The 13,432-nt window shown below is 48.6% G+C and carries 9 protein-coding genes; 2 read left to right on the top strand and 7 right to left on the bottom strand.

From position 1 onward, the window contains the following. The first annotated feature begins 133 nt into the window (after positions 1-133). On the top strand, positions 134-1,705 hold the full coding sequence (locus AB447_RS22440) for an MFS transporter (RefSeq protein ID WP_048354966.1): 1,572 nt from the start codon (positions 134-136) through the stop codon (positions 1,703-1,705). A gap of 18 nt (positions 1,706-1,723) precedes the next feature. On the opposite strand, the gene AB447_RS22435 is transcribed toward AB447_RS22440, so the two are convergent. The 5 genes from AB447_RS22435 to AB447_RS22415 form a co-directional block, all read right to left on the bottom strand. Further along, positions 1,724-5,782, bottom strand: coding sequence for a lamin tail domain-containing metallophosphoesterase family protein (locus tag AB447_RS22435; RefSeq protein WP_048354965.1), 4,059 nt, complete (start codon positions 5,780-5,782; stop codon positions 1,724-1,726). 85 nt (positions 5,783-5,867) lie between these two features. Next, a complete protein-coding gene (locus tag AB447_RS22430) occupies positions 5,868-6,227 on the bottom strand; it encodes a phage holin family protein (protein WP_048354964.1) in 360 nt (119 codons plus the stop codon). Further along, on the bottom strand, positions 6,228-6,425 hold the full coding sequence (locus tag AB447_RS22425; RefSeq protein ID WP_057957757.1) for a PspC domain-containing protein: 198 nt from the start codon (positions 6,423-6,425) through the stop codon (positions 6,228-6,230). It abuts the gene before it with no gap. 4 nt (positions 6,426-6,429) lie between these two features. Then, entirely contained in the window at positions 6,430-7,524 is a 1,095-nt protein-coding gene (locus tag AB447_RS22420; protein WP_048354963.1) for a DUF4097 family beta strand repeat-containing protein, read from the bottom strand. Between the two features lie 24 nt (positions 7,525-7,548). Beyond that, positions 7,549-7,875, bottom strand: coding sequence for a magnetosome magnetite crystal formation protein family (locus AB447_RS22415; RefSeq protein ID WP_048354962.1), 327 nt, complete (start codon positions 7,873-7,875; stop codon positions 7,549-7,551). Positions 7,876-8,090: 215 nt separating this feature from the next. On the opposite strand from AB447_RS22415, the gene AB447_RS22410 reads away from it, so the two are divergent. Then, on the top strand, positions 8,091-8,321 hold the full coding sequence (locus tag AB447_RS22410) for a hypothetical protein (protein ID WP_048354961.1): 231 nt from the start codon (positions 8,091-8,093) through the stop codon (positions 8,319-8,321). Positions 8,322-8,413: 92 nt separating this feature from the next. Here the strand turns inward: AB447_RS22410 and uvrA are convergent, their stop codons facing one another. Both uvrA and uvrB read right to left on the bottom strand, forming a co-directional pair. Next, on the bottom strand, positions 8,414-11,287 hold the full coding sequence (uvrA, locus tag AB447_RS22405) for an excinuclease ABC subunit UvrA (protein WP_048354960.1): 2,874 nt from the start codon (positions 11,285-11,287) through the stop codon (positions 8,414-8,416). Positions 11,288-11,294: 7 nt separating this feature from the next. Continuing rightward, complete coding sequence (uvrB, locus tag AB447_RS22400; RefSeq protein WP_057957756.1) at positions 11,295-13,280, bottom strand: excinuclease ABC subunit UvrB; 1,986 nt, start codon at positions 13,278-13,280, stop codon at positions 11,295-11,297. Between the last annotated feature and the right edge of the window lie 152 nt (positions 13,281-13,432).

The raw sequence follows: 13,432 nt of genomic DNA, 5'->3' as shown, positions 1-13,432 counted from the left end.
GCAGCCGGTACAGGCGCGGCTTTTTTTGATAAAAAATTTCTTTTGACAAAACAAAGATTTTGAAGGATGATGAAAATAGTTCACTTAAAGTTAATTATTCATTTTAAGTTAACGATATAAGGGGGTAATCATGATGTCAGCCGCTTTTCCGGCAGATGAACCAAACCAGAAATGGGCAATTGTTCTGTTTACGGTCGGCGTGTTTATGGCAGCCTTGGACAATGGGATTATTTCAGCAGCACTTACGACCATCAATAAGTCTTTTCAAGTGTCCCCTTCGTGGGGAGCATGGGGAATTACGCTTTATACACTCGGCTTGTCCGTCAGTGTTCCGATTGTTGGAAAGCTGTCAGACCGTTACGGAAGAAAAAAACTGTTTATTGCAGAGGTCACGCTTTTTGGCATAGGGTCTTTATTGGTTGCCATCAGCCAAAACTTTCCGATGTTTTTATTGGCGCGTCTCATTCAATCGCTCGGCGGGGGCGGTATTTTCATCATCGGAAGCTCCCATGTTCTCACGGCGCTCCCGAAAGAAAAACAGGGGACTGCGCTTGGACTGTTAGGTGCGATGAACGGGATCGCCGCTGTGCTCGGTCCGAATATCGGCAGCTTCATTCTTGATATCGCCGGAAGCTGGCATTGGCTGTTTTTGATTAATTTGCCGATTGCCGCCGGACTTGTCCTATTGAGCTTTCCGTTTATCAGCGAAACAAAAGCGGATCAAATCAAGCCTCTCGATCTGACGGGAACCGTCATTTTATCTTTGGCAATTTTGTCTGTTATGTACGGCATTACAAATCTTAAGGGTCAAGATGTATTGACCGGCTTGGCCGATCCAAGCGTTTTCTTTTTTGTCGCGGCCGGCCTCGTTTTGTTTACGGGACTGCTTTTTTATGAAAAACGGGTGGAGCAAAAAGGCGGAGATCCGATCCTCGCCTGCAGCTTATTGAAAAACAAGGTGTTTCAATGGACGCTTTTCATCGGTTTCTTATCCGGAGGACTGTTGGCTGCCGTCATTTTTATTCCTTCATATGCGGAGCAGTATTTGCATGTCGCCCCGGAAAAAGCAGGCTACTGGATGACACCGCTTGCGCTGGCTTCAGGCGCAGGAGCGGGACTCGGCGGAATGATGGCTGACAAAAAAGGGCCGGTCAAAACAACTTTGCTCTCAGGAGCCGTTTCATTTTTGGGCTTTTTGCTGTTGTCGGTTTGGGTGACGGAAAAATGGGAATTTGTTTTAGCGAGCGTGATTGCCGGGATCGGTTTTGGCTTTCTGTTGGGCGCGCCTTTAAACATGCTCGTATCAGAGTCCGCAAGACGGCATTACGGAACCGCGCTCGGGACATTGTCGCTCGTCAGGCAAATGGGGTTGACACTGGCACCCGCGATTTATGCCGGATTTATTACGGGCGGCTACGAAAATATCGCCGGCCGTATCACCGAAAAACTAAAGGACAGCGGCATTCCCGCGAATTCATTTGCAGGAGGCGAAGCAAATGGGCTGCAGCTGAAAGAAAAGCTCAGCCAAATTCCGGATCCTAAAATAAAACAAATCATTACAGATGCGATTCAAGAGAGCGTTGGTATGGGATTTGGAAAGCTTTACTTAGCCGCTGCCATCATGTCCATTATTGTAATTGGCGCGATCACCATATTATCGGTCTATAGAAACAAACAGGCCCTCCTTCGCGATATGCAAAAATAAAAAAACACCTGCCTTCCGCTAGGAAAACAAGTGCTTTTTTCGGTCAAAAATCGTGTATACAGCCAGCAAAAATCCAATTTCGGCAATCGGAAGCCGGTTTTTTAAGACATTGATCAAGGAAGGGAATCCCGCTTCGCATACCGCGCGGGCGGCTTCCGGTGGCGGTTTTGTTGAATTTCCATATCCCGTTGCAGAACTGTCCGACATGTTCCTATGGGGTGGGGAAGCAGGCCACTCTGACCCTTTATCACTTGAAAACGGCTTCATATCTTCTTGTTTCGTCGTGAATTTCCAAATGTCAGACCGGCTTTTTCCGCCGTATTTGTCAAAAGCCTCAGCATACCAGAAATAGCTGGTGTTCGGCTTTAATTGATCCCATGTTACCGATGCCGTTTTTCCGCTTCTGATCTTCTTCGTTTCGCCGATTTTCTGATCAGAAAAAACATTCAGCTCAAAGTAGTCGGTTTTCACTTTTTTCAGGCGCGGTTTTAGATCGGTTTTGATGCTGAATTCGTCTTTTGTTCCGTATTGCTCCGGATTATAAAAATGATAATCATCAAGGTATGGCGAATATGTTTTGACATGAATCGTGTCCCGTTTCGGATCGACGTGAAAAATCCTTAAATAGCCTTGTCCGCCTTCCGGCCCGCCCTGATAATCGGCAAGCATTTGGTATACGTTCCGGTCAGGGCGTCCGTCACCGTCATCATCCAGCTTGTCGACTTTCAAATTCGAGCTGTGATAATGGCCGCTTAATACAGCGATCACGTTTTTATTCGGCTTGATGACATGCTCAAAGATTCTGTCGCCGATCGGGCTCCTGCTTCCGCTGACGAGCAAATATTCGTGAAACGACAAGATCGCTTTTCGGTCCGGGTGCATTTTCAGCACCTCATCCATCCACCGCAGTTCTTTCGCTCCGATTCCCCAGCCCATGAAGATCATGATATAGTCATTGCCTCCGCACGAAATCAAATCGTAATGCCCTTTATTATTCAAATAGGAGCCCCCGTAAAACGGCTTGTTTTTGAAGCGCTGTTCGCCGAAGTATTTGCCGTACCTCAAATAGGAGCGGCTTTTATGGCTGACATCGTGGTTGCCGGCGAGAACTCCGTACGGCACCCGGCGGTCATCGAGCACCTTCATAAATTGATCGGCCCGCTTCCATTGAACGGGCTGGTCCGCTTCATCGACAATATCCCCTGTATGAAAGACGTATTTAATGTTCAGCCTGTCCTTCTGCTCGGCGATCCAGTTCACCTGCTTTTCAAAAATGTGCGGATAGCTTTCCGCGTAATATTGAGTGTCAGACATCCAGATAAACGTATAGTCGTCAGGGGAAAGCTGGATCTGATCCTGGATGATGATGCTTGCCCGGGATTTGCGGACATGGTCGGCCATCTTTATGACTCCTTTTAGCGTAAAGTTCCTGCTGTTTTTTGCGATATGATAAACAAGCGCTTCCCATCGGTGTTTGTTATAGTTCCAGGCAAACATGGACACCCGTCTCCCCGGGAGGGAGCTTCCCCGCCATGTCACTTCCGCTTGATCGTTCTCATCGACTTGTTCATCGATTTTCACATCGAAGCGGTGATATGGGAACCGGGTTGTTGAGACGGTCTCAAAGCCTCGTCCGTCAACGGCGGCCATGCTGCTCCTCTCCTTTTTTGACAGCGGTTTTTCCCCGCTGGGGGCAAAACCCCTTGGCGGCTCCGTCTCGCTTCCATACGTAGATACGTTTACATGTTCATCGTCTTTTACGGTATATTGATAACCCCGATAAAAAGAAACCTTCATTCTGTCCTTTGTCGGATCTTTGACGCGAACGGCCAGGTCGGCCTGTGTACTGCCGGTCGGGGCCTTTACTTTTTCGGGTTTTTCCGGCTGTTCCTTTTTAACGTGAAACACCTTTTTTATAACGGACGCATTGCCCGCTCCATCGACTGCCTTTATTTTAAAAACATGCTTGCCGGGGGACAGCTCAGCGGATGTTGCAGCATGAGGCAAAGAAATCGCTTTACCGTCGAGAAACGCTTTTATTTCTTTGATGCCGCTTCGCTTATCCTGAATATCCGCATCAAGCGTAAAAGCTCCTTTATACGTTTTGCCGTCTTTCACAGAAGCTTTCATGAGAGGGCCGCTGTTGTCGACCATGACCTTCCGTTTTACTTTTTCTTCCCTTTTCTCCGCTTCAACCGTATGCCAGCCCTCTTTCCAGGCTTTTGTATTCCACTGAAAGGCGAGGGCCTTAAAACAGCCGTCCTTAAGGGAAAAGCGAAATTCGTACCATTCCCGTGCATCGCGATTGTCTCCGACACGGAGCGCAGTTTTCGGGTCACGATAGCGCTCATCACGGATGACCGTTCCGTCCCCCAGGACGAGACGCGGGTTTTTCAATAAAAAATCGTCCCGGTTTTCAGCGGAGGATTGTTGAAACGGAGACGATTTAGTACCTGAACGGACTTTAATCGAAAAGGGTTTGCCCTTTGAAAATTCCTCAGGCGCAATCGGTACGGTGATCGTTGTATACCGTTGGTGTGTGTCGTCAAATATTTTGTGAACCCGCTTTCCGATCGTCACCGCATTTTTAAAATAAAGGTTGGTTTTGTTAACGTCAAAGGCGAAGTAAGCCGTCTTTTCAAGGGCTGTGCCCGCCGGTTTCTGCTCTTTCCCGTCAATCCGGATGACCGTCTCCTCAGGCGGTCTTTCTGATGCAGCTTTCAGCAGCACGTCCCCGGAAACCGTGCCGCGCTCCTCTACATTCAACCTGAGCCCTTTTAAAAAGCTTTGCTGGAGAGAGATCGTTTTCTTTTCTCCGGTAACCGCGTTGGATCCATCACTGGCTTTTATATAATACTCGAGCTTATCTTTGCCGATAAATTCTGCGAAATAAATGTTATGCCGATAAAGGCCGTCTGATTGGCTTTTTTCGACGCTTACTTCTGTAAAAGGCTCATCATCGTTCATTCTGTAAAAAAACTGCGCTTTTTTGACCCGTTTATTGTCTTTTATCTCGGCGAGGAGCTGTATCGCCTCTCCGGGCTTAACAGGCTGATGGACGGTCAGATCCCGGATTTTAGGCCTTTCTCTATCTGGGAGGACGGTAACCATTTCCGACGGCGTCTGCTCCCTTAAAAGCGAACCTGGAGAGGGCTTCGTCTCCCCGCTCGATATTTTCGCCATTTGCTTCGATCCGTCAATCGGGTACTTGTAAAGAATCGCTTTGTTTTTCACGGCGTCAGTCCGGCCTGGTTCATGGCGATAATGCGCGGCAGCAATCTCATCCCCGCTGTCCGTTGTGATAACCAGATCCCTTGACGCCATGTTCGCCATGCCGCCTTTCAATCCGGAAAGCGTTCTGCCCTCCTGAAGATGAACACCGTAATGGCGGTTAAAGTCGGCCGCAGTTAGATGTGCGTTCGCTTCGTTTTTCAACCAAAACACATGCGTTTTACCGGAAGGAATCTTGATATCTTCCTGTTCAAAAGGCCAGATTGCATCAGACTCCTTTCCCTTTTCAGGCTGTCTGTATCTGATGTTGTAGCCGTTCAAATGAACGGGTTTTGTTGTATTGTTATAAACCTCGATAAATTCGTATCCGTCCTTGCCGCCGACATTGGTCGAATCGACGACCATTTCGGTAATCAAAAGCTCAGGCAGCTTTTGTATGTCGGCCGCAAACCCGTTCACATCGATCGTATACAAATCCGTTCTGGCAGATTGATCGCCAGCTTGTGCTTCAATATAGTAAACGACCTTGTCGGACGTTAACATGGCGCTGTTAATTTTAGCAATATAGCTTTCTTTTTTGCCCGGGATGATCTCCATCGGCACCGCCCGAAACGGCAATTCGTCATTTTGCTTGTAATAAAGGATAACGGTGTCCGCAGCCGCCTTTGCGGTAAAAAGCAGATCCTCCCCCTTCTCCCCTTTTTCTACGGGCGTATGCCTTATAACAGGAGAGTTTGAGGCATTTGCCGGCAGTGTATCACCTGCATCAGCGGCTGACACCGGCAAGACCAAAAGACACGCTGTGACAATCAACAAAAGGGTTTGGCGGTTTCTGTTCTTTTTCATCGTCTACCTCCCTTTCGTATTTTGCCTTGTCACGCCTTTTTTATGAAGCAAAAAAAGAAGCCTGAACATGTCAGGCTCTTTGTTTTTATTTTCTTGTCATCGGTTCGATGATCGCTTTTTGGATCAACAGGTGGAAAACCGACAGGACGATGGATGCAAATATGGCTGTCCCAAAGCCGTCCAGGTTAAAGCTGTCCCCCATAATCGCTGCCGTCATATACAATGTAACGGCATTAATCACAAATAAAAATAAACCGAGCGTAACAACCGTGACAGGCAGCGTGAGAATAATCAGCACCGGCTTTACTATGACATTCAAAATCGATAAAACCAAACTCGCCATAATGGCGGCGCCGACGCTTCCAACGTGAACCGAGTCAAAATAACCGGCAATTACGATTAGCAGCAAAGCGTTGACAAGAACGCTTATGATCCATCTTATCATCTACTTAACGTCTCCTTCATTCGGAACTACAAACACCCAGACGATATAAATCAGCAGCACGGGAATTCCCGTCGAAAAAATAAACAATAAGACTGTGATGATTCGCAGCAGCGCGGCGTCGATGTTAAAATACTCGGCCAGGCCCCCGACGACTCCCGCAATCTTTCTGTCTTTTTCGGATCGAAATAGCCTTTTCATTGTATCACTCCTGTGTATGATTTAAATGAATCGATCCAGTCTTTGATTCTAAAAATACCGTCATGCTGTGATCATGATTTTGATTGGCTTTTATATGCATTTCCTTTTGTATCGTTTCATTTTTTTCTTTAAGGATCTCCGCATCGGACAGGTCATTTGACAGGGAACCGAGATTGCTTTTCAGCTCGGCTGTCACGGCGCAGTCGCGGGGAACATTCAATTCGATGCTGCCTGTGGTCGTTTTCACATAAGCCGAGCGGCAGTGCGGACTCCTGACTGTCGCGGCAATATTGCCGTTAAAGCTCTGCAAATCAAGGGCCTCGCACGATCCTTTTACATCGATCAACCCGTTAATCGTTTCCGCTTCAATCTCGCCGCATTCATGATCCGCCAGTTTAATCTGCCCGTTGGCTGTTTCCAGTGCAGCTTTGCCTGCAGTCAGCCCGGAAAACGACAAAATACCGTTCGTCGTTTTCGCTGAAAGCTCTTTTACGTTTAAATGTTCCCCCCTGATCGGACCATTAAACAGCTTGAAACGGATTTTACCGTATTCCTTGTCTGGAATATAAACGGTCAGATTGGTCTTCATCGTTTTTTTCTCCGTACGGACCGAAAATCTCTCGCCTTCGACACCGCATTCTATATGTTCGAGAAAAGCCCGTCTCGCTTCATCCTGGGTTTCGGCACGGTACACTTTCGCCTGGCACTCAACGCGCACGTCAGGGTCGCTCCACGGGACGAGATTGACGCTGCCGTTGGCGAGCTGAACGTCAAGCGTTGAAAAATCCGTATCTTTAAACTGAAAAATATGCTGGACTTCGAATGATTGCCCGAAATTCAAATCAAGATCGACTTCTTTTACTTTCTTAACGGCGGTATCGATCCATTCAAACAGCTTGGAACCGATCGAAGGCTTCGGCTCTTTTTTCTTTTCGTTAAAAAATTCGCCTGAATCGACGACATTCTCGGATAATGCCGTGATCTTGCTTTCCTTTTCCTTATAGTCTTCCTCAAGTTTTTCGATCAGGATCAGCGCTTCTTTTGCAGTAAGCTTCCCCTCTTCAACCAATTGTAAAATCCGTTCTTTTTCATTTTTCATGAAAATCCCCCGTTCTCCTTCTTTTTATACCCGCGTCAGCATCTTAATCCCTTGGATCACGTTCCAAATCGCAATAATCAAGCTGATGACCATGAAAAAAATGATGCCTCCAAAAACAGAAAAAAACGCTAAAAATCCGCCATCATTAAATATAACCGTTCCGCTTATTGCGCCGGCAGCCAATATCACCACGCTGATAAACGTAATGATATGCGAAATAAGCGAGCGCATCGCATGCTTTTTCGTTTCTTGATCATCTGTTATAAAATACGCGGCGATAGGCAAAATAAGCGGGGCAAAAAAAACGCTAAAATAACAAATTGCAGCAATCAGCGCGTTGTTTCGTGTCATTCACATCACTCTCCTGACCTAGATCCCTTCTTAAGTCCAATGTACAAGGTCATTATACTCAAGTCTACGTGTATCATGGCCGTTTGGTTTCAATTTCATTCGATGGGCATGCGTCAATCTTCGCAAAATGATTTTTTTAGATTTTATGAATAGATTCTTTTTTTATAACCCTTTACAATATGGGCAAAGCCCAGTAAAGAAAAGGAGGCGGCGTCATGAAACAAAGACCGGAGGAACATGGGCCATACCCCCCGCAGCTTTTTGAACTGATTCAGGAACAAAAAAGGATCAACCAAGGGATCATTAATCACTTGGAATCGGTTAACTTCGCGTCTCCGCTTTCGAATGATATCCGCTATCTGAAAGTGTTGCTCAGCAGCAGCACACATATCACTAACAGTCTGATGGAAGCGGTGAAACAAATCCTCGGGCAGAAAAAAGAATAGGTCATCCCGGCTGCCGGCCCGTTTGCCCGCTAAGCCGCGGCTTTTTCTATATTCTAAAAAGCTGCCGACGTTGCGTCGGCAGCCTCGATTGCTTATGGTCTGACGGCTTCTTTTTCCTGAAGCCGTTTTTTCATTCTGTTTTTGTCGCGTTCAATCACCGGCTTTAAATAGCGCCCTGTATAGGAAGCTTCGACCTTGATCACGTCTTCAGGCGGTCCGGAGGCAACAATGTTTCCGCCGCCTTCCCCTCCTTCAGGCCCTAAATCAATCAAGTAATCGGCCGCCTTGATCACATCGAGATTGTGCTCAATGACAAGCACGGTATCACCGTTTTCGACCAGACGCTGAAGGACGGTCAAAAGCCTTGCAATATCATCGACATGCAGACCGGTAGTCGGCTCGTCCAAAATGTAAAGAGACCTTCCTGTTGACCGGCGGTGCAGCTCAGATGCCAGCTTGACGCGCTGCGCCTCTCCTCCGGAAAGCGTCGTCGCAGGCTGGCCGAGCGTGATGTAGCCGAGGCCGACATCATAAAGGGTTTGAAGCTTGCGCTTAATCTTCGGTATGTTTTCAAAAAACTGAACCGCATTTTCGACTGTCATTTCAAGCACATCGGCGATATTTTTTCCTTTGTACTTCACCTGCAGCGTCTCCCGGTTGTACCGTTTGCCGTGGCAGACTTCGCAAGGCACATACACATCAGGCAGAAAATGCATTTCAATTTTGATGATGCCGTCGCCTTTGCATGCTTCACAGCGTCCGCCTTTCACGTTGAAGCTGAAGCGGCCTTTTTTGTATCCTCTGACTTTGGCTTCGTTCGTCTGAGCAAACACATCCCGTATATCATCAAACACGCCCGTATATGTGGCAGGGTTTGACCGGGGTGTCCGGCCGATCGGCGACTGGTCGATGTCAATCACCTTATCAAGATGCTCGACTCCTTTGATTTCCTTGGCTTCTCCCGGCTTTGTCTTTGCACGATGCAGCTTTTGGGCAAGCGTTTTGTGGAGAATTTCATTGACGAGTGTACTTTTGCCCGATCCGGAAACACCCGTGACGGCGGTGAACACGCCAAGCGGAAACTTCACGGAAACGTTTTTCAGGTTGTTTTCCTTTGCCCCTTTCACTTCGATAAAACGGCCGTCCGGCTTTCGCCGTTCAGCAGGCAGGGGAATGAACTTTTTCCCTGAGAGGTACTGCCCTGTCAATGACTTGTCATCATTCATGACTTCTTCAGGCGTTCCCGCCGAAATCACTTCGCCTCCGTGGACGCCCGCTCCCGGCCCGATATCGATTAAATAGTCGGCGGCAAGCATTGTATCTTCATCGTGTTCGACGACAATCAGCGTGTTGCCGATATCCCTCATGTTTTTCATCGTGTCAATCAGGCGGTCGTTGTCCCGTTGATGAAGACCGATTGACGGTTCATCAAGGATATAAAGCACACCGGTCAGCCTGGATCCGATCTGCGTCGCGAGACGGATCCGCTGCGCTTCTCCGCCGGAGAGCGTACCTGCCGCCCGGCTGAGCGTCAAATAATCAAGGCCGACATTATTTAAAAATCCGAGCCTTTCCTCAATTTCCCGCAAAATCAGATTGGCGATCTGCATATCTTTTTCGGAAAGCTGCAAACTGCGGAAAAACTCAAGTCCGTTTGCCACGGACATGTCCGTGATCTTCCCGATATGAAGGCCGTCGATCAGCACTGCCAGGGCTTCTTTTTTCAGGCGGTATCCTTTGCATGAAGGACACGGCTGATTGGCCATGTATTTTTCCATCTGTTCGCGGATGTAGTCGGAACCCGTTTCTTTATAGCGCCTTTCGACATTGCGGATGACGCCTTCAAACTCAATGTAATTTTCGCGAATCTGGCCGAAATCATTTTCGTATCTGAAATATATCTGCTCGCCGTCGCTGCCGTAAAGGATTTTGTCAAGATGGTGCTTCGGCAGCTCTTTAACCGGCACGTCCATATCGATTCCGTAATGGTTGCACACCGCTTCCAAAAGCTTTGGATAGTATTGCGAGCTCGTCGGCTCCCACGGTGCGATCGCGTGGTCTTTAAGCGTCAGCTCATGGTTCGGAATGACGAGATCGACGTCGACCTCAAGCTTGGCCCCGAGACCGTCGCAGCTTGGGCAGGCGCCGAACGGACTGTTAAAGGAAAACATTCTCGGCTCAAGCTCACCGATCGAAAATCCGCAGTGCGGACAGGCGTGGTGCTCGCTGAAAAGCAGCTCCTCCTGACCGATGACATCGATAATAACCCGTCCTTCGCCGAGGCGGAGCGCGGTTTCAAGCGAATCAGAAAGACGCGCTGTCACGCCTTCTTTGACGACGATACGATCGACAACGACTTCAATCGAATGCTTTTTGTTTTTTTCAAGCTCGATATCTTCTGAAAGATCGTTCATCTCCCCGTCGATCCGGACTCTCACATAGCCCTGCTTTCTGATCTGATCAAGGACTTTGACGTGCGCTCCTTTTCGTCCTGATACGACCGGTGCAAGCACTTGAATCTTCGTGCGCTCCGGATATTCCAAAATCCGGTCTGTCATCTGTTCAATCGTCTGTGACGTTATTTCGATGCCGTGGACCGGACAGACCGGCTTTCCGATTCTCGCATACAAGAGGCGCAGATAATCATAGATTTCCGTTACCGTTCCGACCGTTGAGCGGGGGTTGCGGCTCGTCGTTTTCTGGTCGATGCTGATAGCCGGTGACAGGCCCTCGATCGCGTCCACATCCGGTTTGTCCATCTGCCCTAAAAACTGGCGGGCATATGCGGAAAGAGACTCGACATAACGCCTTTGCCCCTCAGCGTAAATCGTGTCGAACGCAAGAGAGGACTTCCCTGACCCGGACAGGCCCGTCAGAACGACCAGCTTATCCCGGGGGATGGAGACGTCGATGTTTTTCAGATTATGAGCCCTTGCTCCTTTCACCTCTATTCGTTCCATTGCCATACTCTATTCACCCTTCCGATTTTAGCTCTAGAAGTAAGTCCCGAAGCTCGGCGGCGCGTTCGAAGTCAAGCGCTTTTGCGGCTTCCTTCATATCGTGCTCCATCTGTGCGATCACTTTTTCCCGCTCTTTCTTCGTCAATTTCGAAAGCTTCGGTTCCTCTTTTACTTTATATTCTTCCTGCTCCTCAGCCGCATAGGTTGCGCGGATGACGTCGCGGATCTTTTTGTTGATCGTTTTCGGCGTAATGCCGTGTTTCCGGTTAAATGCTTCCTGCTGCTCGCGGCGGCGCTTCGTCTCATTGATCGCGATCTCCATGGAATTCGTGATTTTATCCGCGTACATAATGACCCGGCCGTCGGCGTTTCTTGCCGCCCGGCCGATCGTTTGGATCAGGGAGCGCTCGGAGCGGAGGAAGCCTTCTTTATCGGCATCCAGTATCGCAACGAGCGAAACCTCCGGAATGTCCAAACCTTCCCTTAACAGGTTGATGCCGACGAGGACATCATGCTTGCCGAGACGGAGATCGCGGATGATTTCGATCCGTTCAAGCGTTTTGATTTCGGAATGCAGGTATGTAACCTTTATTCCGATCTCCTTCAGGTAATCCGTCAAATCCTCTGACATTTTTTTCGTCAGCGTTGTGACGAGAACGCGTTCGTTCCGGTCGATTCTCAGCCTGATTTCGCCGATGAGATCATCGATCTGCCCTTCGATCGGCCTTACATCGATGATCGGATCAAGCAGCCCGGTCGGCCGGATGATCTGCTCGACCATTTCAGGGGTATGCTCAATCTCATAAGGGCCCGGTGTCGCTGATACATACACGATGTTATGAATGTGTTTTTCAAACTCCTCGAACCTCAGCGGCCTGTTATCCAAAGCCGACGGAAGCCGGAACCCGTGGTCGACGAGCACCTGTTTTCTCGCCTGGTCGCCGTTATACATCCCCCTGACCTGCGGAATGGTGACATGCGACTCATCGATGACCATCAGAAAGTCATCCGGAAAATAATCGAGGAGCGTATACGGGGTGGAGCCCGCCGGGCGGAGCGTTAAATGCCGCGAATAGTTCTCGATGCCCGAGCAGAAGCCCATTTCCCGCATCATTTCCAGATCGTATTTCGTACGCTGCTCCAGGCGCTGGGCCTCGAGAAGCTTGCCTTCGTCGCGCAGAACCTTGAGCCGCTCTTCAAGCTCCGCCTCAATATTCAAGATCGCTTTTTTCATTTTTTCCTCACGGGTGACGAAGTGGGAAGCCGGAAAAATCGCGATATGATCGCGCTCACCCAAAATTTCGCCCGTCAGTGCGTCAACTTCCCTGATCCGCTCGATTTCGTCACCGAAAAATTCGACCCGGATGCAGTGCTCATCCCTTGAAGCCGGAAAGATTTCGACGACATCCCCGCGCACCCTGAACGTCCCGCGCTGGAAATCGATGTCATTGCGCGCGTACTGGATATCGACGAGCTTTCTGAGAAGCTCGTTTCGCTCGATTTCCATTTCCGTTCTCAGCGAGAGCACGAGTTCTTTGTATTCCTCAGGCGAACCCAAACCGTAAATACAAGAGACACTCGCCACGATGATGACATCTTTGCGTTCGAAAAGCGCCGATGTGGCCGAGTGCCTTAATTTATCTATTTCATCATTAATGCTGGCGTCTTTTTCTATAAACGTATCAGTCTGCGGAACATACGCCTCAGGTTGATAGTAATCGTAATAGCTCACAAAATACTCGACTGCGTTGTTAGGGAAAAATTCCTTAAACTCGCTGTACAGCTGTCCGGCAAGCGTTTTGTTGTGGGCGATGACGAGGGTCGGTTTATTGACCTCTTGAATCACATTTGAAATGGTGAACGTCTTCCCTGTACCTGTCGCGCCCAGAAGCGTCTGATGCTTTTTGCCTTCCCGTATGCCTTCCACAAGCTGTTCGATCGCTTTCGGCTGATCTCCCTGGGGCTGATAATTTGAGACTAATTCAAAGCGGTCTTTCACAAAAAAGCCTCCGTTTCCTTACGAAATCTTCCTGTTCTATTATTTTAACACATCCGACAGAAAAATACGAACTAAAGTTCGGTTTTCGTATTTTCCTGCGCCTTCCGCCGTTTTCCATCTATCAAAAAACCCCTCCTTTTATCTTCAAAAGC

The organism is Bacillus glycinifermentans, from assembly GCF_001042475.2.
GTDB classification, from domain to species: domain Bacteria; phylum Bacillota; class Bacilli; order Bacillales; family Bacillaceae; genus Bacillus; species Bacillus glycinifermentans.
Note: the sequence above shows the minus strand (reverse complement) of the source record. Positions and strands in the feature narration are given on the sequence as shown.